General features: G+C 69.8%; 21 protein-coding genes. 7 read left to right on the plus strand and 14 right to left on the minus strand.

Going from position 1 to position 23,642, the window contains the following annotated elements:
• Positions 1–81: 81 nt before the first annotated feature.
• From ACZ7M3_RS07410 to ACZ7M3_RS07425, 4 genes are all read right to left on the minus strand, one after another.
• Positions 82–1,296 carry a cytochrome P450 gene (locus tag ACZ7M3_RS07410; protein ID WP_472061478.1) on the minus strand — a complete coding sequence of 405 codons (1,215 nt, stop codon included), beginning with the start codon at positions 1,294–1,296 and terminating at the stop codon, positions 82–84.
• 37 nt (positions 1,297–1,333) lie between these two features.
• Positions 1,334–2,725, minus strand: coding sequence for an NAD(P)/FAD-dependent oxidoreductase (locus tag ACZ7M3_RS07415; RefSeq protein WP_450432030.1), 1,392 nt, complete (start codon positions 2,723–2,725; stop codon positions 1,334–1,336).
• Positions 2,722–2,949 (minus strand): ferredoxin, encoded by a 228-nt coding sequence (locus tag ACZ7M3_RS07420; RefSeq protein WP_097224946.1) that lies wholly within the window; start codon positions 2,947–2,949, stop codon positions 2,722–2,724. Before ACZ7M3_RS07420 ends, ACZ7M3_RS07415 begins: the two co-directional genes overlap by 4 nt.
• Before the next feature lie 185 nt (positions 2,950–3,134).
• Positions 3,135–3,611, minus strand: coding sequence for a hypothetical protein (locus tag ACZ7M3_RS07425; protein ID WP_472061480.1), 477 nt, complete (start codon positions 3,609–3,611; stop codon positions 3,135–3,137).
• A gap of 279 nt (positions 3,612–3,890) precedes the next feature.
• Between ACZ7M3_RS07425 and ACZ7M3_RS07430 the strand changes: the two genes are divergently transcribed.
• A complete protein-coding gene (locus tag ACZ7M3_RS07430; protein WP_472061482.1) occupies positions 3,891–4,016 on the plus strand; it encodes a hypothetical protein in 126 nt (41 codons plus the stop codon).
• Between the two features lie 63 nt (positions 4,017–4,079).
• Here ACZ7M3_RS07430 and ACZ7M3_RS07435 read toward each other — a convergent pair whose 3' ends face one another.
• Entirely contained in the window at positions 4,080–5,702 is a 1,623-nt protein-coding gene (locus ACZ7M3_RS07435) for a multicopper oxidase family protein (RefSeq protein ID WP_472061484.1), read from the minus strand.
• Between the two features lie 147 nt (positions 5,703–5,849).
• Between ACZ7M3_RS07435 and ACZ7M3_RS07440 the strand changes: the two genes are divergently transcribed.
• The 3 genes from ACZ7M3_RS07440 (at position 5,850) to ACZ7M3_RS07450 (ending at position 9,024) form a co-directional block, all read left to right on the plus strand.
• A complete protein-coding gene (locus ACZ7M3_RS07440; RefSeq protein WP_472061486.1) occupies positions 5,850–6,911 on the plus strand; it encodes an iron-siderophore ABC transporter substrate-binding protein in 1,062 nt (353 codons plus the stop codon).
• Positions 6,908–7,942, plus strand: coding sequence for a FecCD family ABC transporter permease (locus tag ACZ7M3_RS07445; protein WP_472061488.1), 1,035 nt, complete (start codon positions 6,908–6,910; stop codon positions 7,940–7,942). The genes ACZ7M3_RS07440 and ACZ7M3_RS07445 overlap by 4 nt, the downstream gene beginning before the upstream one ends.
• 71 nt (positions 7,943–8,013) lie before the next feature.
• On the plus strand, positions 8,014–9,024 hold the full coding sequence (locus ACZ7M3_RS07450) for a FecCD family ABC transporter permease (RefSeq protein WP_472062169.1): 1,011 nt from the start codon (positions 8,014–8,016) through the stop codon (positions 9,022–9,024).
• An 84-nt stretch (positions 9,025–9,108) separates the two neighbouring features.
• On the opposite strand, the gene ACZ7M3_RS07455 is transcribed toward ACZ7M3_RS07450, so the two are convergent.
• The gene (locus ACZ7M3_RS07455) at positions 9,109–10,149 is read right to left on the minus strand and encodes an NAD(P)-dependent alcohol dehydrogenase (RefSeq protein ID WP_472061490.1); all 1,041 of its coding nucleotides are present in this window, start codon (positions 10,147–10,149) and stop codon (positions 9,109–9,111) included.
• Between the two features lie 175 nt (positions 10,150–10,324).
• Here ACZ7M3_RS07455 and ACZ7M3_RS07460 point away from each other — a divergent pair, with 175 nt between their 5' ends.
• Positions 10,325–11,215 carry a helix-turn-helix domain-containing protein gene (locus ACZ7M3_RS07460; RefSeq protein WP_472061492.1) on the plus strand — a complete coding sequence of 297 codons (891 nt, stop codon included), beginning with the start codon at positions 10,325–10,327 and terminating at the stop codon, positions 11,213–11,215.
• 195 nt (positions 11,216–11,410) lie between these two features.
• Here the strand turns inward: ACZ7M3_RS07460 and ACZ7M3_RS07465 are convergent, their stop codons facing one another.
• From ACZ7M3_RS07465 to ACZ7M3_RS07490, 6 genes are all read right to left on the minus strand, one after another.
• On the minus strand, positions 11,411–12,181 hold the full coding sequence (locus tag ACZ7M3_RS07465) for a globin domain-containing protein (protein ID WP_472061494.1): 771 nt from the start codon (positions 12,179–12,181) through the stop codon (positions 11,411–11,413).
• Between the two features lie 91 nt (positions 12,182–12,272).
• Complete coding sequence (locus ACZ7M3_RS07470) at positions 12,273–15,575, minus strand: S8 family peptidase (RefSeq protein ID WP_472062170.1); 3,303 nt, start codon at positions 15,573–15,575, stop codon at positions 12,273–12,275.
• A gap of 203 nt (positions 15,576–15,778) precedes the next feature.
• Complete coding sequence (locus ACZ7M3_RS07475; protein ID WP_472061496.1) at positions 15,779–16,462, minus strand: ABC transporter ATP-binding protein; 684 nt, start codon at positions 16,460–16,462, stop codon at positions 15,779–15,781.
• Between the two features lie 91 nt (positions 16,463–16,553).
• Positions 16,554–18,029, minus strand: coding sequence for an ABC transporter permease (locus ACZ7M3_RS07480; protein WP_472061498.1), 1,476 nt, complete (start codon positions 18,027–18,029; stop codon positions 16,554–16,556).
• Positions 18,030–18,298: 269 nt separating this feature from the next.
• Positions 18,299–19,564, minus strand: a complete 1,266-nt coding sequence (locus tag ACZ7M3_RS07485; RefSeq protein WP_472061500.1) for a L,D-transpeptidase — start codon at positions 19,562–19,564, stop codon at positions 18,299–18,301.
• Between the two features lie 265 nt (positions 19,565–19,829).
• Positions 19,830–20,177, minus strand: coding sequence for a hypothetical protein (locus tag ACZ7M3_RS07490; RefSeq protein ID WP_054234746.1), 348 nt, complete (start codon positions 20,175–20,177; stop codon positions 19,830–19,832).
• 110 nt (positions 20,178–20,287) lie between these two features.
• Between ACZ7M3_RS07490 and ACZ7M3_RS07495 the strand changes: the two genes are divergently transcribed.
• Together ACZ7M3_RS07495 and ACZ7M3_RS07500 are read left to right on the plus strand one after the other, a co-directional pair.
• Complete coding sequence (locus ACZ7M3_RS07495; protein WP_472061502.1) at positions 20,288–20,668, plus strand: cell wall protein; 381 nt, start codon at positions 20,288–20,290, stop codon at positions 20,666–20,668.
• 36 nt (positions 20,669–20,704) lie between these two features.
• Positions 20,705–21,445 carry a DUF2625 family protein gene (locus ACZ7M3_RS07500; protein WP_351316786.1) on the plus strand — a complete coding sequence of 247 codons (741 nt, stop codon included), beginning with the start codon at positions 20,705–20,707 and terminating at the stop codon, positions 21,443–21,445.
• Between the two features lie 138 nt (positions 21,446–21,583).
• Here ACZ7M3_RS07500 and ACZ7M3_RS07505 read toward each other — a convergent pair whose 3' ends face one another.
• Positions 21,584–23,212: a DEAD/DEAH box helicase gene (locus ACZ7M3_RS07505; protein ID WP_472061504.1), complete on the minus strand. Its 1,629-nt coding sequence runs from the start codon at positions 23,210–23,212 to the stop codon at positions 21,584–21,586.
• A gap of 135 nt (positions 23,213–23,347) precedes the next feature.
• Positions 23,348–23,551, minus strand: coding sequence for a cold-shock protein (locus ACZ7M3_RS07510; RefSeq protein WP_028803001.1), 204 nt, complete (start codon positions 23,549–23,551; stop codon positions 23,348–23,350).
• Positions 23,552–23,642: the final 91 nt, after the last annotated feature.

The raw sequence follows: 23,642 nt of genomic DNA on the forward strand, positions 1-23,642 counted from the left end.
GGGACGACGCGAGCCTAACGGACGGTCGCCGCACCGATGAGGGGCGACACGAGCGGCCACCTGCCGGGCTCGAGCGCGGTGTCAGTTCTGGTCGATGAGCAGGTGGATGGGGCCTCGTAGGACGGGGCTGGGGCGGTACGGGGGTGGGTCGGTCACCAGGGTGGGGTCGGCCAGGCGGCGTACCAGTGCGGTCAGGGCGATCTGGGTTTCCAGTCGGGCCATCGGGCCGCCGAAGCACAGGTGGATGCCGCTGCCGAAGCCCAGGTGCTGGTTGTCCTGGCGATCGGGGTCGAAGCGGTCGGGATCGTGGAAGCGGTCCGGGTCGCGGCTCCCCGAGGCGAGCATGAGCATGATCTTCGAGCCCTTGGGGATGACGGTGTCGCCGACGGAGATGTCGCTGTACGCCGCCCGCCACGGAATGATGTGCACGGGGGGCTCGTAGCGCAGCAGTTCCTCGACCAGCGGTACGACCAGGTCCGGTTCGGCGCGCAGGCGTTGCAGCACCTCAGGGCGGCGCAGCAGCGTCAGCATGCCGTTGGTGATGAGGTTGACGGTGGTCTCGTGGCCGGCGATGAGCAGCAGGTTGGCGGTGCTGACGATTTCGGCGTCGGTCATCCGCCCGTCGGGCCCGTCGTCGTTGGCCAGCCGTGTCAGGAGGTCGTCGCCGGGGTGGCCGTGGCGTTGTTCCAGCAGTCCGCCGAGGTATTGGCGCAGGTCTTTGGTGGCCTGTACGCCGTTCTCCAGCTTCTCCTGCGGGTCGGTCTTGGGGTTGTAGTCGATCGAGTCGATGATGGCGTTCACCCACACGTGGAACCGCGGTTCGTCCTCGCGCGGCACACCGAGCAGGTGGCAGATCACGGTGACGGGGAACGGATAGGCGAAGTCGTCGACGATGTCGATCCGCTGTTTGCCCGCGAAGTCGTCGATCAGACCGGCGACGATGGCGGTCAGGTCGGGTTCCATGCCGGTCACGAGGCCCGGGGTGTGCGGAGGGCCGAAGTGACGCATCGCCAGGCGCCGCAGACGGTCGTGCTCGGGCGGGTCGAGGTTGATGAACGACGGCGTGGCGCGTTCCTGCATCGCGGGCATCGGATGCGCCAGGTTGCGGACGTCGGAGCTCAGGCGCGGGTCGTGCAGGATGCCGCTGAGTTCGCGGTAGGTGCTGATGACGTAACTGCCGTCCTCCTGCAGGGCCACCGGCGTCTTGCGCAGCTCGGCGTAGAGCGGGTACGGGTCGGCCCGGTTCGTGTAGTCGAGGATCCGGGGCAGGATATCGGGCGTCTCGGTCGTGGTCATGTCGCTTTCCCTCCTGTTCCGTCCTACCTGTTCCCTCCTAGCGGTGCTGCCGCATGGCGGTGACGCGCCGCTCTCCCGGGTCGTGGCCGGTGACGACCACCGTGGCGCCCTGGGCGAGCAGAGTGGGGCCGGGGAAGTCGACGGGCACCGGCTTCGCATCGAGGGGCTGGTCGGGCGTGGGGCAGGGAGGCGGGAAGGGCGCGGCCGTCTCGATCAGCTGCCGGTAGTGGTCCAGCCACTTGGCGTTGTTGAAGCTGACGGCGGCGGTGACGCGGCCCTGGTACCCGTATGCGGCGACAAAGCGGTGGTCGGCCACGGATCCCTGGGTGACGACGACCTCGTCGGCGTAGGTCGGTACACCGACGGACTTGATGTTGACGCCGAACTGGATCGACCAGAACGTCGGGATGGACAGGTGCGGCCAGCGGTCCGCCTGGGTGCTGACCATGTTGTGCGCCGCGATCTCGGCCTGCTCCACGGCGTTGGCCCAGTGCTCCAGCGAGATGAACCGGTACTCGTAGATCGGGTTCGGGCTGCGTGCTACGTCTCCGGCGACGAAGATGTCGTCGGTGACCAGGCCGTTGAGGTCGAAGGCGCGGCAGCCCGCGTCGCAGGCGACTCCCCATACGCCCACCGCCAGTCCCGAGTCGCGCAGCCACTCGGTGTTGCGGATGCCCCCGAGCGCCACGACCACCACGTCGGCGTCGACCGCAGTGCCGTCGGAGAAGTGGGCGCGACGAACCCGCCCCTGCGCGTCGCCCTCCAGCTGGGTGACCTTGACACCGCAGCGCAGGTCGACGCCGTGGGCGCGCTGCATGTCCGCCGCGATCTCGCCGATCATGGCACCGAGTCCCCCGACCAGTGGGGACGGCGCGAGTTCGGCGACGGTCACCGGGATGTCGCGCTCGCGGCAGATGGAGGCGATCTCGGAGCCGGTGAAGCCCGCGCCGATGATCAGTACGCGGGAGGGCCCGGCGGCGACCGCCCGCTGCAGGCCGTCGGCGTCCTCGCGCGTGCGGACCACGAAGACACCGTCCAGGGCCGCCTCGGCCTCGACGGGCCACGGCCGGGCCCGTACGCCGGTGGAGATCAGCATGCGGTCGAAGGGGATCGTGCGGTCGTCGGCGAGCCGCACGTGGTTGTTCGCCAGGTCAAGTCCGGCGGCGGGGACGCCCAGGAGCCACTCCGCGTCGATGTCACGACGCCGCGGCAGGGTGGTGCCGTCGGCCGGCACCCATCCGGTCAGCACCTGCTTGGACAGCGGGGGGCGGTCGTAGGGCTCCCCCAACTCGTCACCGATCATGGTCAGCTTCCCGGTGAACCCCTCGTCGCGCAGGGCCTCCGCGGCGCGCAGTCCCGCCAGTGACGCCCCGACGATCACCACGCGGCCGTCGCGCTTGAACCCTTGCAGGGTGTCGGCAGTGCTCATGACGGCGACGTCCCCACCGGCGCGTCCCGGCCCTCCAGCTGGTCGACCAGGATGGCCTGGAGCGGGCAGGCCGCCGCGGCGCGCAACACCTGTTGGCGCTGGGCGTCGTCGGGGTTCGAGGCGTACATCAGCGCTTCCTCGCCGTGCATCCGGAACGCGTCCGGAGCCAGGAACGCGCACTGCGCATATCCCTGGCACCGGGAAAGATCAACGACAACTCTCATCCGGACCTCCATTGCAGGGACCGCGAAGCGCTGCCTCAGGACCCGCGGACGAAGGGAGTGGGTAGGTCTCCGCAGGAAGAATCGACCATCGCGGATGAGGCCTCGGCGTCTGGAGAACCGCCCGGAGAACCTGACCTTGCCGACAAAAGCGTATCCCCCGTGCACGTGGTCCGCACGGTGAGGATTCAGGAGGCGGTGAGCATCCCCGCCACTCCGCCGATGAACGCGCTGAGCAGCGTCAAGGCGCCCAGCACGCCGAGCAGCACCCGCAGCCCGCGCGGTACTCGACGCGTACCTCCCTTGCCGCAGACGACCGCAATCCCCAGCAGCAGCACCATCAGGCCGAGCAGGGAAGTCGCCAGCCACCCGAACGAGGACGCGGTGCCCGTCTGCTCGTATCCGCCGGAGGCCACCCGCTGCAACGCGACCGTGTCGCCGACGGGCAGGTTCTTGCCGATCGAGGCGTTCGGGTCGACGACGGTGCCGTCGGAGGAGCGGAAGAGGCCACTGCAGTGCGGATACCGGTGGCCCCCGGCGTGTTCCCAGGCGCACGCTTCGACCCGGAGATGCCCCGGTGTGCCGGCCAGGCCCGTGGCGTAGGCGAAATGCGTTCCGGCGAACCAGGTCAGCCCGATGCCCGCGGCCACGAGAACGACGACCATGACCGCAGGACGGCCTGCCCGACCTCTTTCCCAGCGCCGAGCCCGGCCGTTCATCCGCTCTCCCCCGGAGTGTCCGCCCGAAACAACGCCCCGGTCGCCCCGGCCGTCCCAAGCTACGCTCCCGAACGCAATGTCCTCGTCCCTGGCCGCGACCCCAGGCCGTCGGGGTGGCGCTGCCCGGCGACGGTCACCACACGATCGCGACCTTCGACCGAACCGCTTCCTCCGACACCGAACCGAAGCGCCGCTGGTGGCGGCGCCGCGGCTGATGCGCGGAGGATGCGGCGGGCGGGGCCGCCCGCCCACGTCTCGGGGCGGGGGAACCAGCTGCCGCTCGGGCACCTCGCCCCGGCCCTCGCCGAACGCTTCGACGCGCCGATCGACTTCGGCGGGCCGCCCGGCTGACGCGTCTCCCTCCACGAGCGGGGTTTCGCATGATCAAGTGCCAACGCGTCGGTGGCCGGTGCCTCACTTCCGGTAGCCGAGGATCGTCATCATGCCGGACTCCGAGTGGTACTGGTTGTGGCAGTGGAGCATCCACAGGCCCGGGTTGTCGGCGTAGAAGTCGACGACGAGTTTGTGGTGCGGCACCACGTGGGCGGTGTCCTTGCGGGCTCCTTGCGCGCCGAAGCCGACGATGGCGAAGGTGTGGCCGTGCAGGTGCATGGGATGCCACATGTCGGTGGCGTTCATGAGGGTCAGGCGGATCTTTTCGCCCTGGCGGATCGGGTGGCGTTGCTTGATGTCGTACGGCTGGTGGTCGAAGGCCCAGTCGAACTTCTTCATCCCGCCGGTCAGTCTGATGCGCAGCTCGCGGTCCGGTTCGTCGTCGGTGAGGGCCACGGAGTCGTCCGGCACGAGGCGTCTGGCCGGGACGAGCTTGCCGTCGAGTTCGTCCGGGTGCACGGAGGGGCCGGGAAGATCCCCACCGCTGGTGCGCAGGACGGCCAGGGCTCTGTCGTTCTTGCCTTCGGCGAGCGCGACGAGCGGAAACACTCCGTCCTTGGCGGTGATCAGCACGTCGTAGCGTTCGGCCATGCCGAGCAGCAGCGTGTCCGTGGTCGTGTGCTCGACGGGGTAGCCGTCCGTGTGCGTGATCGTCATCTCGTGGCCGCCCAGCGCCACCCGGAAGGCCGTTTCGGCGCCGGCGTTGATGATCCGCAGCCGGATGCGGTCCCCCTTGCGGGCCCGGAAGACCGAAGGAGTGTGCGCGAGACGGCCGTTGACCAGGTAGAACGGGTAGTCGACGCTGCCTCCCTCGCTGTGCAGGATGCGGCTGTAGGACTTGTGCAGGACGCGGGAGGGGCCGTGGGGCTTCTCATGGCCGGATCCGTGTTCGTCGCTCTCGCCCATGTCCATGTCCGCCCGCATGCCCTTGCCGTCGACCAGCTGCGCGAGCACGCCGTCCGGGTTCGAGCCGTTCACGCCGTCCACCCAGTCGTCCAGGACGACGACCCACTCCTTGTCGTAGGACAACGGCTCCCTGGGGTCCTCGACGATCAGCGGGGCGTACAGGCCTCGGTCGAGCTGCAGTCCCGAGTGCGAGTGCAGCCAGTACGTGCCCGGGTGCGTCACGGCGAAGCGGTAGGTGAAGTCGTCGCCGGGCTTGACGGAGCGCTGGGTCAGGCCAGGTACCCCGTCCATGTCGCAACGCATGCGGATACCGTGCGAGTGCAGCGTCGTGGGCACGGGCAGATGGTTGAAGAGCTTCATACCGAGGGTGTCGCCCGCCGTGACCCGCACCTCCTTCCCGGGCAGCTCGTCGCCGTACGCCCACGATCTGACGGTACGTCCCCCCAGGTCGAGTTCGGTCTCGGCGGCGTGGAGCGTGAACGATCGGAGGGGGCCGCCATCGCGCTTCCTCTCGACGGCGAGGACCTCCGGATCGGACGGGTTCACGTATCCCTTGGGTCCCTTGGGGACGAAAGGCCTGCCGTCGTGGCCGCCGACTTCGCTCCCATGGTGCTCGCCGGGCCCGGGGTGCGAGCCGGGTCCGGAGGGAGCGTCGGACCCGGAGCAGCCGGCCAGGAGTCCCGAGCCGGCGGCCGCGATCGAGGCACCGAGCACGGTGCGCCGCGTAGGTGTGTGCATGAATGAATAACACACGTTTCAGGCTGATATGTCCCCGAACCCGGCACGGCGTGTCCTCCATTGGGGCAGGTCCCCACTCCCCCGCGACACTCCCCTGCACCACAAGGTCTAAGGTTAGGCTTGCCTTAGTCATTGATCGGAGTACCTGTGCACACCTTGGGGTCGAAGGCCGTCCTGGCCGTTGCCGTCGTCGGCGGTCTGCTGGCCGGATGTTCGTCCGGGAGCGGGGGCGGGGACAACGGCTCCTCGCGGAGCAAGAACACCGCCGGCGGCGACCGCAATCTCGTGAGCGGGGCCTCCGAGGGCCCCTCCGCCGCCCCCAGCGCCGTCGCCGCCGGGATGGGCGCGGGCAGCGCCAAGGACGGCGAATTCCCTCGGACCGTCGGGCACTTCGAGGGCAAGACGGAGATCAAGAGCGCGCCCGAGAAGATCGCCGCGCTCAGCACCGGACAGCTGGACGACCTGCTGACCCTGGGCATCGTGCCGACCGTGACGACCCGCGCGGACAACGCCGGGCTGGCGCCGGACTATCTGAACGACGCCTTCCCCGCGTACAAGAAGCAGTTGTCGGCCATGACCGACGCGGGGACCCGCACCGCGCCCAACCTGGAGACGCTCGCCGCCGCCAAGCCCGATCTGATCCTGATCAACGACTCGCTCGGCGACCTGTACCCGAAGCTGTCGAAGATCGCGCCCACCGTCGTGACGGCCGGCAACGGCATCAACTGGAAGCGGGATCTGCTCCTCGTCGGTGACGCGGTCGGCAAGGGCGACAAGGCGCAGGAGCTGCTCGACGGCATCGTGGGCGACGCCGCCACCCGGGGCAAGCAGCTCGGCGATCCCGCCGTGTCCATGGTGCGGTTCACGCCGGACCGGACGCGGATGTTCGGCGTGTCGTCGTTCACCGGCTCCATCGCCGTCGACATGGGGCTCTCCCGTCCCAAGTCGCAGCAGTTCAAGGCGATTTCGCAGGACATCGGGGCGGAGAGCATCGATGTCGCGGACGGGGACTGGATCTTCTACTCCGTGCAGGGCGACGCCTCCAAGACCGACGCGGGCAGCGTGCTCGCCGGGCCCCTGTGGAAGTCGATGAAGGCGGTCGAGGCGGGGCACGCGGTGAAGGTCGACGACGACCCCTGGTACCTCAACGCCGGCCCCACCGCCGCCCGGCTCGTCGTACGACAGCTCGCGGACACCCTCGGCAAGTGACCGCTCCCACGTCCGTCGCACGCCGCACGTCCGCCCCGGCGGGCGTGCGGCGCGCGACCTGGCTGGGTGTGGCCCTCCTCCTCGCCGTCACCGCCGCCGCCCTCAGCCTCGCCATCGGCACCCGCCCCGTCCCGCTGTCCGCCGTCCTCGACGCTCTGGTGCACGGCGGAAGTTCACCGGACGCGCTGGTCGTACGGTCGCTGCGGGTGCCGCGGACCGCGATCGGACTGACCGCCGGTGCCGCCCTCGGACTCTCGGGGGCGGCGCTCCAGGCGGTCACCCGCAACCCGCTCGCCGACCCCGGCATCCTCGGGCTCAGTCAGGGCGCGGCGGCCGGTGTCGTGTTCGCCATCGCGCTCGGCTGGGCGAACGGCTTCGACGGGTACGTCTGGTACGCCTTCACCGGCGCGGTCCTCGCCGCCTGCGTCGTGTACGCCATCGCCTCGCGCGGGCGCGGCGGCGCCTCCCCGGTGAAACTGGCGCTCGCCGGAACCGCCCTGTCGGCGATGACGGCGGGAGCCACGACCGTGGTCCTCACCTCGAGTTCGGCCACGCTGGACCAGTTCCGGTTCTGGCAGGTGGGCGCGCTCAGCGGGCGCGACGCGGCAACGGTGGGGCGCATGCTGCCCTTCCTCGCCGCAGGTGCGCTGCTCGTGCTGGCCTGCGCCCGCGGCCTGGACGCGCTCGCGCTCGGCGACGACACCGCACGGGCACTCGGTCACCGGGTCACGCTCGTACGGGGCTGTGCGGCGCTCGGCGCGACCGTGCTCACCGCGGCCGCGGTCGCCGCCGCGGGCCCCATCGCCTTCCTCGGCCTCGCCGTCCCCCACCTCGCCCGCCGACTGGTCAAGGGCGGCCACCGCTGGACGCTTCCCCTCTCCGCGCTGCTCGGCGCCGCCCTGCTGCTCGCCGCGGACGTGGCGGGCCGGGTGGTACGCGCCCCGGCGGAAGTGCCGGCCGGGGTGATGACCGCGCTGGTCGGCATGCCGGTCCTGGTCGTACTCGTACGACGCAAGGGCATGGCCTCGTGACCACAGCCCCCACGACGCCCACCGAGCCCACCGCGAACCGCACCACGTACCCGTACTCGGCCGGGCTCTCCGTGCTCCGTCACCGGCGCCTCTCCCTCCTCCTGCACCGGCGCGCCGCCGTTGTCGTCACCGTCCTCCTGCTGCTCCTCGCGGGCGTGATGCTGCTCGCGGCGTGCGTCGGGCAGACGTACGTCCCGCCGTGCGAGGTCTGGCGGGTGCTGCGCGGCCACGGCGGCCCCTACGACCTGGTCGTCGGCGAACTGCGGGTCCCGCGGATCGTGCTCGGCGCGCTGGTCGGGGCGGCGCTCGGGCTCTCCGGGGCGCTCGTACAGACCGTGACGCGCAATCCGCTGGCCAGCCCGGACGTCATCGGCGTCGGGCACGGTGCCGCCGCCGCGACCGTACTGGCGCTGGCCACCGGAACCGTCGCCTCGCCCGGCGCGCTGCCGGCCGTCGCCGTCACCGGCGGTCTCTCGGCCGCCGCCCTGGTGTACGTGCTGGCCTGGCGGCACGGAATGCAGCCGAGCCGGTTCGTCCTGACGGGGGTGGGCATCGGCGTCGCCCTCTCCGCCGTCGTCCAGCTCTACCTCACCGACAGCGAACTGGCCGCCGCCGAGCAGGTCAAGCTGTGGCTGACGGGCAGTCTGAACGGGCGCGGCTGGGAGCAGGCGGGCCCCCTCGCCTGGGTCCTCCTGCTCTCCCTGCCCGCCCTGGTGTGGGCGAGCCGCGCGCTGCGCCCGCTCGGTCTGGACGCCGACACGGCCGCCGCGCTCGGGGTCCGCGTGCAGCGCACCCAGCTCGGCCTGACCGTGCTCGGGGTGGTGCTCGCCGCGGTCGCGACCGGCGCGGCCGGCCCGGTCGGCTTCGTCGCCCTCACCGGTCCCCAACTGGCCCGCCGCCTCACACGCACCCCGCAACTCCCCCTCGCCGCCTCCGCCCTGACGGGGGCGCTGATCGTGGTCGGCGCCGACCTGGTGGCCCGCACGCTGGTGCCGCCGCTGGAGATCCCGGTCGGGGCGCTCACGTCCTTGGTGGGCGGTCCCTATCTGCTCTGGCTGCTGGGCGGATCGGGCCGCCGCTGACGGGATCGCGGTACGTACGGTGGAAACACCGAGGGCGCCTACCGGTCGTACGACCGGTAGGCGCCCTCGGTACTTCGTCCGCGACTAGATGGTGGCGGTGTCGATCACGAAGCGGTAGCGGACGTCACTCGCCAGCACCCGCTCGTAGGCGTCGTTGATCTCGGACGCGCTGATCAGCTCGATCTCGGCGCCGAAGCCGTGCTCGGCGCAGAAGTCCAGCATCTCCTGGGTCTCCCGGATGCCGCCGATACCGGAACCGGCGAGGGTCTTGCGGCCGCCGATCACCGAGAAGAGGTTGAGCTTGACGGGCTCCTCCGGGGCGCCCACGTTCACGAAGGCGCCGTCCGTCTTCAACAGGGACAGGTAGGAGTCCAGGTCCAGCGGGGCGGACACGGTCGACAGGATGAGGTCGAAGGTGCCGCGCAGTTCCTCGAAGGTCTTCGGGTCGCTGGTGGCGTAGTAGTGGTCGGCGCCCAGCTTCAGCCCGTCGTCCTTCTTGCGCAGGGACTGCGACAGGACGGTCACCTCGGCACCGAGCGCGTCCGCGATCTTGACGCCCATGTGGCCGAGGCCGCCCATGCCGAGGATCGCGACCTTCTTGCCGGGGCCGGCGTTCCAGTGCTTGAGCGGGGAGTACGTGGTGATGCCGGCGCAGAGCAGCGGCGCGGCCACGTCGAGGGAGAGGCCGTCGGGGATGTGGAGGGTGTAGTTCTCGTCGACGACGATCTTCTCGGAGTAGCCGCCGTAGGTCGGCTCGCCGTTCTTGTCGAGGGCGTTGTACGTGCCGACGCCGCCTCCGGTGCAGTACTGCTCCAGGCCGGCCTTGCAGTTGTCGCACTCGCGGCAGGAGTCGACGAGACAGCCGACGCCCACGCGGTCGCCGACCTTGAACTTGGTGACGCCGGAGCCGACCTCGGAGACGATGCCGGCGATCTCGTGACCAGGCACCATCGGGAAGATCGCCTCGCCCCAGCCCTCCTGGGCCTGGTGGATGTCCGAGTGGCAGATACCGGCGAACTTGATGTCGATCAGGACGTCGAACTCACCGACCGGGCGGCGCTCGATGGTGGTGCGCTCCAGCGGAGCCTTGGCGGCGGGAGCGGCGTACGCAGCAACAGTGGTCATGCCGGGGGTTCTCCTAAGGAGTGGTGTGTCCTGTGCCCGGCTGCCTTCGGTCGGGCACGCTCTACAGCCTGCCCGAGGGGACGGCCTTCACCCAGGTCACGGCTTTGCGTACGTCCGCTGGTCCTACTACTGGCGGGGTCAGCTTCACCGGCGTACGACCGTGAATACTGGACGTATGGACGAACAGCCCTCCCCGCCCCTGGACCGGCGTGCCGAGCTCAGCGAGTTCCTGCGCACCCGCCGGGCCCGGCTGAAGCCGGAGGACGTGGGGCTGCCCGACTTCGGCCGACACCGCCGGGTGCCCGGACTGCGGCGCGAGGAGCTGGCGCAGCTGGCCGGGGTGTCCGTGGCGTACTACACGCGCCTGGAACAGGGCAACGGACGGAACGTGTCGGCGGAGGTACTCGACGCGATCGCCCGCGCCCTGCGGCTGACGGACGCCGAGCACGCGCATCTCACGCACCTCGCGAAGCCCAAGGCGCACAAGAAGAAGCAGTCGGCGCGGCCGCAGCAGGTACGGGGCGCGCTGCGGCAGCTGCTGGACTCGATGGACGGCATCCCCGCGTACATCGGCGGGCAGCGTACGGACATCCTGGCCTGGAACCGGATGGCGGCGGCCGTGTTCGGTGACTGGTCGGAGCTGGCGCCGCAGGAGCGGAACTGGGCGCGGCTGGTGTTCCTGAAGCCCGAATACCACGATCTGTTCGTGGACTGGGAGCAGAAGGCGATCGACATCGTCTGCCTGCTGCGCATGGACGCGGGCTGCCGCCCCGACGATCCGCGACTCTCGTCGCTGGTCGGCGAGCTCTCGGTGAAGAGCGAGGACTTCCGGCGGCTGTGGGCCACGCACGACGTCAAGGAGAAGAGCCACGGGGTGAAGCGGCTGCGGCATCCGCTGGTGGGTGATCTCTCCCTCCAGTACGAGTCGTTCCGGCTGCCCGACGACAGCGAGCAGTCACTGGTCACTTACCACGCGGAGCCGGGGTCCGCCTCTGCGGAGGCGCTGCGCTTGCTGGCCAGCTGGGGGACGGACGCGACCCGCGCGGGCGCGACGACGCCCCAGTAACCCCGGCCCCCTTTGTACGTTCGTCGCCTGCGGGTCGGTGGGGGTTGCTCGCGCAGTTCCCCGCGCCCCTCGGACCGGGGCTCCGCCCCGGATCCCCGGCCGCCCGAAGCGCCTCGTCCGCGGGTCGGTGGGGGCTGGTCGCGCAGTTCCTCGCGCCCCTAAAAGCCTCGGCCCCCACCTTCAGCCCGTCCGGCGTCAGGGCTGGTACGGCGGGGCCGCTCCCCATGTCCACTTCGGTACCGGTTGGTCCCCCGGAGGGGTCGCGTCGGGGGCGGAGAAGTGGACGGCCAGCCGCGTGCCCCATTCCGCGTAGGCGAGGAAGGCGGAGCGGAACTCGGCGTCGGTGGGCAGGCCCGCGTCGTCCGCCGCGTCCTGGAGCAGGTTGACCCACCGGCGGCGCTGCACTTCGGTGATGTTCTTGCCGAGGTGTTTGGCGACCATGTGGTCATGGCCGCCCTGGGTCTCGGAGTAGGCGCGCGGCCCGCCGAAGACCTCGCCGAGCCAGAGGGCGACATGGGCGGCGTGTTCGGGGGCGAGGCCGGAGAAGACCGGTGCGAGGACGTCGTCCTTGAGGACCTTGTCGTAGAAGGCCTCGGTGAGGCGGGCGAAGGCCTCGGCGCCCCCGGCCCAGGCGTAGAGGGTGGGGACCGACGCGCCCGGGCCCCGTACCGTCGTCGGCGTGTAGTGGCGCATCTCCTCGATATAGGGGATGTAGGGCCGGATCTCGGCGAGGAAGCCGGGGAACAGCTCCGACTTCCGGAATCCCTCGACGTGGTCCTCGGTCGAGGTCCAGGTGATCCGCAGGACGAAGTGCTCGAAGTCCTCCTCGCAGCGCGCCAGCTCGTAGTCGACGCAACTCGGCGACGCGGCGAGCTGGGCCGCGGCCCGCGTGTAGGCGGCCAGGAACTCCGCGGACTTCTCCTCGGGAATGCGATACCGGATGTACTCCACGGTCTGGGTGGTCATGCTGCCCACGGAAACACGGACGGCCCGCCGGAAGCTGCTCTTCCGACGGGCCGTTCGCTATCGGCACACTTCACGTGGCCGCGCTACGGGATCACTTTCCGTAGTACGCGTTGTAGATCGAGACCGTCGACTTGTTGCCCTGCTTGTCGGTGATCTTCGCGTGGAAGGAGATGCCCTTCCCCTTCGCCGGGTTCTTGACGGTGATCTTGCCGTTCTTGACCTTGAGCATCTTCCAGGTCTGGCCGTAGTCGTACGAGACGTAGACGTACAGCGACTTGAGGTTCTTGCCCGCGGCCGAGCCCTGCACGGAGACCGGGATCGTGACCGTCTTGCCGGCCGCGACACGGCTGTCGAGGCCGGTGGTGGCGTTGAAGCGGACCGTGGAGGTGGGCAGCTTCGCGAAGTCGGCCTTCTTGGACTTGAAGGTCCAGCTGGCGTCGATCCGCGTGGAGGCCGCGGCGACCTTCACCGTGCGCTTGACCGAGGTCGTGAGCTTGTAGGTGGCCTCGGCGGCCGGGACCTTGAACTCCTTCATCCCGACGAGCGGGTCGTCGTTCGAGCCGACCTTCGCACCGTTGCGGTACAGCGTCGTCGTCACGGAGGTGTACAGCGAGGAGCCGGGGTGACCGCTCCCGTCGGCGAACAGCGGCAGGTAGCCCGAGATGCTGTTGCCGTCCCGGAAGACGCCGTAGTCCGCGTTGATCTTCGGACCGAAGACGGCTGTGTTGTACGTCCTCGTGTAGCTCTTGCCCGCCTTGAGGATCTGCGGGTAGTCGTCCGTGTAGTAGGCCTCGATGATCGGGGTCCCGGTAGCGTCGACGCCGGCGTCCTGCTCGAGGTCGAACGCCCACTGGACCTTCTCGCCGGTCGACACGTACAGCGTGCGCGAGGCCGGCAGCGTCTGGGGGACCCCGACGCTCATGCTGTCGTCGTCGGGCAGGAAGCCGTACGCGGTGACCGCGCCCGTCTTGCCGGAGGCCGCGGCCCCGAGGTTCGCCTTCACCTTGGCCAGCTCGCTCGCCTTGTAGTGCTTGACGTGCGCGCCCTGGAGCTTGGTGGTCTTGGTGCCCGTGAAGGTGTCGTACTCGGTGCTCGCACCCTTGGTCCACTGTCCGGACCAGCTCTGGAAGAGGCCGGAGGAGACCGCCGGGCCGACGTGCGCCACGCGCACGTCCTGGAAGGAGGCCAGGCCGATGCCGAGGCCGATGCCGGTGGCGTCGTCGAAGTAGTTGACGAGTGCCGACAGCGGCTTCGCCCCCGCGTCCGGCACCGTGATGTCGGCGCCCTTGGCGGTACGGGCGTCGAGGGTCACCGTGGTGTTCTTGGTGACGCTCAGCCGGGGCTGGATCAGCCAGTCGACCCCGCCCTTCGCCTCGACCAGGTCCTTCACGAAGAGGGAGTTGAGCACGTACTTGCCCTTGGGAACACGCAGGGTCGCGGTGTCGGCCGTGCTCTGCGACGTGTAGTCCCGGGCCTCGCCGACGCCGGAGTAGCCCGCCAGGTCGGCGAGGTGCGTGGGCGTCTCACCGGCACGGTCGACGTACTTGAGGGTGACGTCGTACGACTCCACCTCGCGCTCGACCGCGACGGCCGTGCGCACGGCCTGGCCACCGCCGCTCGCCGTCACGTACGCCGAGTACGCGCCGTCGAGGGTGCCCCCGAGCTTCGTGTTCGTGGTGACGTCGACGGCGGCCTTGCCGCCCGCCGGGACGGTGACCGTCTTGGCGCCGAGCGCGAAGAAGCCCGCCGGAGCCGCCTGGCCCTTGGGGTTGGTCGCGGAGATCGCCAGGGTCAGGGTGACGTCCTTCGTACCGAGGTTGCGGTACGTCAGCTGCTTGGTCGTCGCCGTGTCGTCGGTGTGCGGCCACTGCGCGACGCCGAAGCTCACCGAGGACGGGTCGGCGATCACGGTCTGCTTGATCGCCTTGTCGACGGCGATCCGGCCCGAACCCTGCTGGAACGGCGTGTACTTGCCGCCCTTCGCGGAGCCCGTCAGCGCGCTCTTGAGCTCGGTGTACGTCCAGTCCGGGTGTTCCTGCTTGAGGATGGCCGCGGCGCCCGCGACATGCGGGGTCGCCATCGACGTACCGGAAATGGTCAGGTAGCCCGCGGGCTTCTCACCGACCTCCTGGTCGATGAGGCTGCCCGGGGCCGCCGCCGCCGTGATGTCCACGCCGGGTGCGGTGACGTCCGGCTTGATGGCGCTGTCGCCGACGCGCGGGCCGGTGCTGGAGAAGTCCGCCAGCTTGTCGTTGTCGTCGACGGCGCCGACGGTGAGCGCGGCGTCCGCGCTGCCGGGGGAGCCGATCGACTCGGGGCCCTCGTTGCCCGCCGCGATCGCGAAGAGAATGCCCTTCTCGGCCGAGAGCTTGTTGACCTCGGCCTCCAACGGGTCGATGTCGGGGGTGTCCTGGCCGCCCAGGCTCAGGTTCACGATGTCGGCGCCCTGCTCGGCCGCCCACTCCATGCCCGCGAGGATGCCCGAGTCGTCGCCGCTGCCGGTGTCGTCGAGGACCTTGCCGTTGAGGATCTTCGCGCCGGGCGCGACACCCTTGTACTTGCCCCCCGACTTGGCACCGGTGCCCGCCGCGATGGACGCGACGTGGGTGCCGTGGCCGAAGTGGTCGGTCGCGTCGGCGGCGGTGGAGAAGTTCTTGGACTCGATCACCTGGGTCTTGAGGTCCGGGTGACTCGCGTCGACACCGGTGTCCAGGACGGCGATCTTGACGCCCTTGCCGTCGTATCCGGCCGCCCACGCGGTGGGGGCGCCGATCTGCGGCACGGACTTGTCGAGGCTCGCCTTGCGGACGCCGTCCAGCCAGACGTGCGCGATGCCGGAGGCCGTCTTCCCGTCGTCGGTGACCGCGGACCACAGCTCGGCCGCGTCCCGCTGCGGCGTCTGCACCGCGTCCGCGTTCAGGGCCTTCAGGCTCCTGCGCAGCGTGCCGGCGTCGCGGACGTCGGCCTTGGCAGCCGCCGCGGCCCCCCGGTAGCCGACGATCACCTTCAGGCCCCGCTGCTGGGACTTGCGGACCGCCGCCTTGTTGAGCTCGGTGACATCGAAGAGCCGCCGGTCGAGCTTGCCGCCGGCTATGAGCGCCTGGGCGTCGGCCGGCACCACCAGCGTGTGGCCGTCGGCCTTGCGGATCTGCACGGGCACGTGCTCGCGGCCCTTGGCCCGCTCGAAGCCGACGACGCGCCCCTTGGCGTCGACGACCACCCGGTCACCGGTGATCAGGGTGATGCGGTGCTTGGCCGTGATCCCCGCCGCTTTCCCGGCCGCGGACACACCCCCCGTGCGCTGCTCCGCCCGCGCCGACGCCGGGCTGGTCATACCCGCCGCCAGCGCCACGGACGCCGCCATGGCGATGGTCGCCGCGCACGCTCTTTTCACTTGTCTGCGCAAGTCTCCCCCTGGAGATCAGGTCCGGACGAATCCCCATTCATCCGGTCGGGGGAAGCCTCGTACGCATGCACGTACACCCCCCGGAATACGCAAGTATGCCCGGGGGGTGATAGCCCCCTCAATAGCGGGGTGAGGGTGAAGAGTTGACGGAGTTGTTCCGCTAAGCCCCCGCACGCTCCTTTTGCGCTTCTTTAAGCACCCGCGTTTTCCTTGACGGAGATCTTTCCCTTGCGAATCGTGGCGAGGCGCGGGGCCTTCTTCGCGATCGAGGAATCGTGCGTGACCATGATGAAAGTGAGCCCGTGCTCCTTCCACATGGCCTCGAGCACCTCCATGATCTCGTCGCGCATGGACTCGTCGAGGTTGCCGGTGGGCTCGTCGGCGAGCAGCACCTTCGGCTGCTTGACCAGGGCGCGGGCGATGGCGACACGCTGCTGCTGGCCACCGGAGAGCTCGGCGGGCAGATGCCCGAGCCGCTCGGCGAGTCCCACCGACTCCAGTGCGTCGGCGGCACGTTGCCGCCGTTCCTTCACCTTCACACCGAGGGGTACGAGGGCGGTCTCCACGTTTTCCTGGGCGGTGAGCGTGGGAATCAGGTTGAAGCTCTGAAAGACGAATCCGATGTTCTCGCTGCGCACTTTGGTGAGCTTCGCCTCGGACAGTTTGGCCATGTCCGTGCCGTCGAGTTCGACGCTGCCCGCGGTGGGCCGGTCGAGACCGCCGAGCATCTGGAGAAGGGTGGATTTCCCGCCACCCGTGGGGCCCTGGATGACGAGCCGGTCGCCGTCCGCGATGGTCAGGTCGACCCCGGCGAGCGCGTCGACCGTCTCCTTGCCCCGGGTATAGCGCTTGGTGACGCCTCCGAGTTCGTACATGGTGCAACTCCTGGATGAGGTGAAGGGGGTGCCCCGTGCAGCGGGCAACTTCGGGCACCCCCTTTGCGGGGGCTGGGCCGAGGGGCTGGGCCTATTCGACGCGGCGCAGGGCGTCCGCGGGGCGGAGTCGGGAGGCGCGCCAGCCGCCGAAGGCGCCGGCGATCAGACCACCGGTGATGGCGAGGGCCACGGCGCCGACGATGGTGCCGAGGCTGACGGGCGCGGTGAGCGCGACGTCGAGGGCCTTGGACGCGGCCTGTCGGCCGGGACCGCCGAAGCCGCCACCGCCACCGAAGCCGCCACCGCCGCCCTGACCTCCGCCGCCGCCCGAACCGCCCACCTGTGCCTGCAGGGTGGGGCTGATCTCGGTGACGGCATAGGCGCCCGCGAGGCCGATCGCGATGCCGAGGGCGCCGCCGACCAGACCGTTGACCATGGCCTCGCCGACGACCTGCCGGGTCACCCGGCCCGACTTCCAGCCGAGTGCCTTGAGGGTGCCGAACTCGCGCACGCGCCGGGAGACGGCGGAGGAGGTGAGCAGGCCGGCGACCAGGAACGCGGCCACGAGCACCGCGATGGACAGCCACTTGCCGACGTTCGACGCGAGACTGGAGGCGGTGGAGAGGGAGCCGGAGACGGTGGACGCGAGGTCGGCGGAGGTGGTGACCGTCGTCCCCGAGATGTTCTTCTGGATGGTGCTCTTCACGCTGGAGATCTGCTGCGAGTCCGACGCCTTGACGTAGATCGTGGTGACCTTGTCCTTGGAGCCGCTGAGCGTCTGCGCCTGCTTGAGCGGGATGTAGAGGTTGGCCGCCGCGTCACCGCTGTCGGGCGTGGCGATGCCGACGACCTTGTACTTGACGCTCTTGATGGTGACGGTGGAACCGACCTTGAGCTTCTTCTCCTTGGCGTACGAGACGTCGGCGACGACCACCTTGGCATCGGTCTCGGACGCCTTGAACGTACGACCGCTGGTGATCTTCGAGGAGGTCAGCGGGCCGAGGGCGGGCTTGGTGACGTCGGTGCCGTACACCGAGTAGTTGTTGACGTCGAAGTTGGCGCCGCCGCCCTCGACACGGCCCTGCGGGGACTGCTGGGCATTCGGGCGCCCGCCCCCCTGGCCGGTGCCACCGTTCTGGTTCTGCTGGAACTGACCCCGCGTGAACTGGCCGTTGATCCTGATGACCTGGAGGCTCAGTCCGCCGACGGAGTCCGCGACGCCCTTCTGGGAGTCGACCTTGGTGACCGTGGAGGCGGCCAGGGTCTGGAAGCCCTGCACCATGACGCGGTCGCTGCTCTGCTCCTTGGTGGAGCCGTTGTCGTTCGCGTCGAAGTTGAAGCGCGGACGCTGGCTGGTACTCGTCGCCGGCGCCGCCGCCTTGGTGACGGTCATGTCCGTACCCAGTCCGTACAGCGACTGGAGGACCTTGCCCTGCGCCTTCTCCATGCCGGACGACACGGAGCTGACCACGATGACCAGGGCGATGCCCAGGGCGAGTCCGGAGGCGACGACGAGCGCCGCCTTCCTGCGGCGGCGCAGTTCGCGCCTCAGGTAGGTGAAGAACATGGCGGAAAGCTAGGTACGGCGCGTGATGGCGCGATAAGCCCCGCATAAGAGGAGGATGAGAAGGCTGTGGCAGCCCGGGAATTCACCTGTGGGCGGTCCCTGAAGACTGTGAGAACGCCCGATGGCCCGCGCCCCTGGCGGGGTGCGGGCCATCGCACTGAGCGGCCGTCACGTTCGAACGACGAAGACCGCAACCATCAATTGAGGAACCACTGCGGCGAGCAGCCGTGTCCGCGAGAGCGGCGGCGGTTTAGCCGCAAAGAGGGGGATTACGCGGCCGAGCCGGCCTTCCAGGCGGACCAGCTCAGGTTCCAGCCGTTGAGGCCGTTGTCCGGGGCGATGGTCTTGTCGCCGGTGTTCTTGACGACCACGACGTCACCGATCAGCGAGTGGTCGTAGAACCAGGCCGCGGGCGTGTTCGAGTCGTTCGCGCCCTTGGTGTCGGACAGACCCACACAGCCGTGGCTGGTGTTCACCGCGCCGAAGATGGACTTCGCGCCCCAGTAGTTGCCGTGGATGAAGGTGCCGGAGTTCGACAGACGCATGGCGTGCGGCACGTCCTTGATGTCGTACTCGCCCTTGCCGTCGGTCTTCGTGAAGCCGACCGTCGAGCCGTTCATCCGGGTCTCCTTGAACTTCTCGGAGATCACCATCTGGCCCTGGTACGTCTTGTGCTCCGGGGATCCCGAGGAGATCGGGATCGTCTTGATCGTCTTGCCGTCCTGCGTGACCTTCATGGTCTTGGTCTGGGCGTCGACGATCGAGACCTGGTTGCGGCCGATCTTGAAGGTGACCGTCTTCTGCTGCACGCCGTAGACACCGCTCGCACCCTGGACGCCGTCCAGGTTGAGCTTGAGGGTGACGGTGGAGCCGCCGGTCCAGTAGTTCTCGGGACGGAAGTCGAGGCGGTTGGCGTTGAACCAGTGGCCGACGACCTCCTGGCCGCTGCTGGAGGAGACGGTGATCCCCTTCTGCACGGCGGCCTTGTTCGTGATCGCCTTGTTGAAGTTGATCGAGACCGGCATGCCGACGCCGACGGTGGAACCGTCCTCCGGCGTGAAGTTGCCTATGAAGCTGTTGGCCTGGGAGACCGTGGTGAACGAGGCGTTCTCGTGGGCGACGAGGCCCGCGGAGTCGGTGGCCTCGGCGGCCACCTTGTACGTGGTGGCGCGCTCGAGCTGGGAGGAGGGCTTCCAGCTCTTCTTGTCGGCGGATATCTGACCGGACACCGGCGTGCCCGTCTCGGTCGTCATGGTGACGGCCGTGAGCGTGCCCTTGCTCACGGTGACTGCCGCGGCGTTGTTGATGGAGGCGTTGTCGGAACCGTCCGCGGGCGTGATCTTGATCTGTGCCTGGGAGCTCTTCTTGGCCGCCGCCGCATCGGCCTGGGCCTGGGAGGTCTCGCCGTCCGAGGCAGTGGCCTTGCTGCCGTCCCCACTGCTGCACGCAGAGAGCACCAGCACTCCGCCGAGCAGGGCGGACGCGGCCGTCAGACCCTTGCGCCGCTTACTGTCCGTCATCACACGCTTCTCCATCGTCGCCGAATCACCTGGAACAACATCAGCCCCGTTCGAACCATCAACGCTACGACCGGTTCGTCCCATTCCACACACTTCCGAGGTGTGGACAACACCACGCCAGTCAACGACGTCAACCGAATCGACCCGAGCCGACGGACCCCGATCGAGTGGTACCGACAGCCGGACCGAATTCTGGTGCGGAGGTGGTCGGTGCGTCGTCGGAGACGACAAAACCCCGGGCAGCGGTTGCCACCCGGGGTCACGTTTTCCCCAAGAGGCGTCAGCCGACTCCGACTTCCTCGTCGTCATCCTCGTCGCCATCATCCTCGTCGAGGTCCCATTCCGGCGAATCGGGGTCGTAGTCGATCGGCTCGCTGCTCCAGGAAGCCTGGGCGAGGTCGACCCCGGGCACCTCGCTGACCAGGTCGAACGGGTCTACGAGATAGGCCAGGGCCTCGGCAGTGTCTTCCGTCACTGCATTCTCGGCGTGGGTCCGCTCGTCGGCCGGCATGCCGGAGTCGTCCGCGATGCGGCGCAACGCGGCCTTGGTGACGGCGTCCGCGTCATCGACTTCCAACACCAGCTCCACGCGAAGCCGGACAAATCGTGATGTCTCAGGAGTACTCATGAGACGGAGCGTACGGCCCGTGGCTCCCGCGACTTTCCCACGACCCGCGCCTTTCATTAGCATCGGCCCACACGGCCAATTCGCCAGCGCCACAAGGGGATCGATATTACGTGTCCGCCGCTCGTCGCTCGTTGCTGACCGCCACCGCAGCGGGAACCCTCCTGGGGGCCCTGTGGTTCGTCCCGTCCGCCAACGCGACTCCGGAAAAGCCTGTTCAGCACAGCAACATGTCGACGAACACCACGTCGAGAACCGCGCTGCAGGCCTCCACGGAGTCGGGCGACACCCCGTCGGGCGCCGCCGACGCGAGCGACGCCGGAGCGGACGGCACGGGCTCCGACACCACCGGGTCGCAGGACAGCGGGACCCGGCTCGCCGACACCGGAAGCGTCAACACGACGCCGTACGTCGTCGGCGGAACCCTTTTCCTGGGCCTCGGCGCCGGCTTTGTGACCTACTCGGTGCGCCGGGAGCGCACGGCGGCCTTCTGAGCGCGACGCTCCGGCCCGGAACCCCACGGGATACCCATGCGAGACCTGACCGAGCTGACTGATGTCGAGGAGCCCGCGTGGCCGCTCCTCTCCGAGGCGATCTCCAACAGCAGGGTGTCCATGGATGTGCTGCCGGTGGACCCGGCGCAGGCCCGTGGATCCCTGCTGCAACTGCAAGCCAGCGCGCGCTCCTCGCTCGGCTCCTTCGTGCTCAACTGCGGCGGGGTCCTGCTGGACAGCGGCTGGCTGCGCATCTACGGCAGCCCCGCCGACGACGCGCCTCCGGGGACGCCGAGCTTCGCCGAGATCAACGACCTCCCCGAGCGGTTCGACCCGGCATGGCGGCCGGAGGGCGGGCTCGTCATCGCCCATGACGTCCTCGGCGGCGTCTTCGTGGTCAACGGACCCGACCCCGCGCAGGCGAACCGCCCCGGCGGTCCCGGCGAGGTGCTGTACTTCGCGCCGGACTCCCTGCGCTGGGACGCGCTCGGCGTGGGCCACGCGGACTGGCTCCCCTGGCTCCTGGACGAAGGCGGCATAGAGCAGTTCTACGACACGCTGCGCTGGCCCGGCTGGCGCGCCGAGACGGGGCCCATGCCGGGCTCCCACGGGATCACCTTCGACCCGGTCCTGTGGACGGCCGCCAACCGCCGCGACCTTCCCGCGGCCCGCCGCCGCGCCGTCCACATGTCGGACCTCATGGACCTCCACCGAGGCACCGGCCTGGAACTCGACAAGATCGACCCGGGCTTCCTGGGCAACTTCGACGACTACTGAGAAGTCCCGGACCTCTGGGGGCGCGCCCCAGGAGCGCGCCCCCAGGGCGCGCCCCAGGGGCGCGGGGCCGTCACATATGCGGCTCCGCCGCGTGGGCGCGACCAGCCCCCACCGGCCCGCAGATACAAACGAACCGGGCTACGCCGCGCGACGCCCGCCGCCGCCCTGCCCGCCACGCTCCGTACGGCGCTGCTGCGGGGCACGCCCACGGCCACCGGAGCGGCCCGCACCCCCCGTACCGCCACCCGTGCCGCCACCGGCCGTGCCGCCGGCGGCACGCCGCGGCTGACGGCCCTGCGACTCCGCACCCGCACCCGAACCCGCTCCGGCCGGGCGCCTCGCCCCGCCTCCGACCCGCGGCCGTGACCGCTTCTTCGGCTGTTCGGGTTGCTGCGGCACCTCGATGACGACCGGGACGCCGGAGGGCTCACGGGCGCCGGTGAGGCGGGCGAGCTCCTCGTCGCTGGACGCGATCCGCGCCGTGCGCGGGGTGATGCCGGCGTCGGCCATCAGCCGCGTCATCTCCCGCCGCTGCTCGGGCAGTACGAGGGTGACGACGCTGCCGGACTCACCGGCCCGGGCGGTGCGTCCGCCGCGGTGCAGGTAGTCCTTGTGGTCGGTCGGCGGGTCGACGTTGACCACGAGGTCGAGGTCGTCGATGTGGATGCCGCGCGCCGCGACGTTGGTGGCGACGAGCGCGGTGACCTGACCGTTCTTGAACTGGTCCAGGGTGCGGTTGCGCTGCGGCTGGCTGCGCCCGCCGTGCAGCGCGGACGCCCGGACGCCGCTCGCGAGCAGCCGCTTGGTGAACCGGTCGGCGCCGCGCTTGGTGTCGACGAAGAGGATCACCCGGCCGTCGCGCGCCGCGATCCGCAGGGCGACGGCCTTCTTGTCGGTCTCGTCGGCGACGTGGAGCACGTGGTGCTCCATGGTGGTCACCGCGCCCGCCGAGGGGTCGACGGAGTGCACCACGGGGTCCGTGAGGAACATCTTCACGAGCCGGTCGATGTTCTTGTCGAGCGTGGCCGAGAAGAGCAGTCGCTGACCGCCCGGCTCGACCTGCTTGAGCAGCGCGGTGACCTGCGGCATGAAGCCCATGTCGGCCATCTGGTCGGCCTCGTCGAGGACCGTGATCGCGACCTGGTCGAGGACGCAGTCGCCGCGCTCGATGAGGTCCTTGAGCCGCCCGGGGGTGGCCACGAGCACCTCGGCGCCGCGCCGCAGCGTGCCGGCCTGCCGGCCGATCGACATCCCGCCGACGGCCGTGGCCACGCGCAGGTTGACCGCGGTGGCGTACGGCGTGAGGGCGTCGTCGACCTGCTGGGCGAGTTCGCGCGTGGGGACGAGGACGAGTGCGAGCGGCGCCTTCGACTCCGCCCGGCGACCCGCCGTACGGGCCAGCAGAGCGAGTCCGAAGGCGAGCGTCTTGCCGGAGCCGGTGCGGCCACGGCCCAGGACGTCGCGTCCGGCGAGGGAGTTGGGCAGCGTCGCGCCCTGGATCGGGAAGGGCTCGGTGACGCCCTGCGCGGCGAGAGTCTTGGTGAGGGCGGCCGGCATGTCGAGCGCGTCGAAGGAGTCGACGGCGGGCAGCGCCGGGGTGATGGTCTCGGGCAGGGAGAACTCCTGCGGCGCCACGGCCTTGCGGGCCGGGCCCTTGCCGGTGCCACGGCCGCCGCCGCGGCCCGCGCCCTTCGCGAAGCCGCCGGCCTGGGCGCCACCTCGTGCGTTTGCCGGCCGCTTACGGACGGGACGTTCGGATCGAGTCATGCTGGATCTGGATTTCCTTCCTGGGCCCCACGGACTGCACGCACAGCGCTCGCAACTGACAAGCACTCACAGCACGAGCCGGGACCCGCACCCCGAAGGTGCGGGCCCCGGCTCTGGAAAAGCGCGTCCCCGAAATCAGGCGGGGATGATGTTCTCCGCCTGCAGGCCCTTCTGGCCCTGCGCGACGTCGAACGAGACCTTCTGGCCCTCCAGCAGCTCACGGAAGCCGGAGCTGGCGATGTTGGAGTAGTGGGCGAAGACGTCGGGGCCGCCGCCGTCCTGCTCGATGAAGCCGAAGCCCTTTTCCGAGTTGAACCACTTCACGGTGCCAGTTGCCATGTTTTTCTCCTGAATAGGTAGGGCCCCAATCCGGAGATGCACCGGGAAAAGCCGGAGATGCCGGTAAAACAAAACGCGCCTGCGGAGGATT

It is taken from the genome of Streptomyces sp. NPDC111656 (assembly GCF_055656965.1).

Bases quoted from the DNA above. Each gene is read 5' to 3' on its own strand.
- ACZ7M3_RS07410 (WP_472061478.1), bottom strand. From the start codon at position 1,296: ATGACCACGACCGAGACGCCCGATATCCTGCCCCGGATCCTCGACTAC.
- ACZ7M3_RS07500 (WP_351316786.1), top strand. From the start codon at position 20,705: ATGCGAGACCTGACCGAGCTGACTGATGTCGAGGAGCCCGCGTGGCCG.
- ACZ7M3_RS07425 (WP_472061480.1), bottom strand. From the start codon at position 3,611: ATGGTCGTCGTTCTCGTGGCCGCGGGCATCGGGCTGACCTGGTTCGCC.
- ACZ7M3_RS07430 (WP_472061482.1), top strand. From the start codon at position 3,891: ATGCGGCGGGCGGGGCCGCCCGCCCACGTCTCGGGGCGGGGGAACCAG.
- ACZ7M3_RS07420 (WP_097224946.1), bottom strand. From the start codon at position 2,949: ATGAGAGTTGTCGTTGATCTTTCCCGGTGCCAGGGATATGCGCAGTGC.
- ACZ7M3_RS07510 (WP_028803001.1), bottom strand. From the start codon at position 23,551: ATGGCAACTGGCACCGTGAAGTGGTTCAACTCGGAAAAGGGCTTCGGC.
- ACZ7M3_RS07485 (WP_472061500.1), bottom strand. From the start codon at position 19,564: ATGGAGAAGCGTGTGATGACGGACAGTAAGCGGCGCAAGGGTCTGACG.
- ACZ7M3_RS07480 (WP_472061498.1), bottom strand. From the start codon at position 18,029: ATGTTCTTCACCTACCTGAGGCGCGAACTGCGCCGCCGCAGGAAGGCG.
- ACZ7M3_RS07460 (WP_472061492.1), top strand. From the start codon at position 10,325: ATGGACGAACAGCCCTCCCCGCCCCTGGACCGGCGTGCCGAGCTCAGC.
- ACZ7M3_RS07475 (WP_472061496.1), bottom strand. From the start codon at position 16,462: ATGTACGAACTCGGAGGCGTCACCAAGCGCTATACCCGGGGCAAGGAG.
- ACZ7M3_RS07415 (WP_450432030.1), bottom strand. From the start codon at position 2,725: ATGAGCACTGCCGACACCCTGCAAGGGTTCAAGCGCGACGGCCGCGTG.
- ACZ7M3_RS07490 (WP_054234746.1), bottom strand. From the start codon at position 20,177: ATGAGTACTCCTGAGACATCACGATTTGTCCGGCTTCGCGTGGAGCTG.
- ACZ7M3_RS07435 (WP_472061484.1), bottom strand. From the start codon at position 5,702: ATGCACACACCTACGCGGCGCACCGTGCTCGGTGCCTCGATCGCGGCC.
- ACZ7M3_RS07465 (WP_472061494.1), bottom strand. From the start codon at position 12,181: ATGACCACCCAGACCGTGGAGTACATCCGGTATCGCATTCCCGAGGAG.
- ACZ7M3_RS07455 (WP_472061490.1), bottom strand. From the start codon at position 10,149: ATGACCACTGTTGCTGCGTACGCCGCTCCCGCCGCCAAGGCTCCGCTG.
- ACZ7M3_RS07505 (WP_472061504.1), bottom strand. From the start codon at position 23,212: ATGACTCGATCCGAACGTCCCGTCCGTAAGCGGCCGGCAAACGCACGA.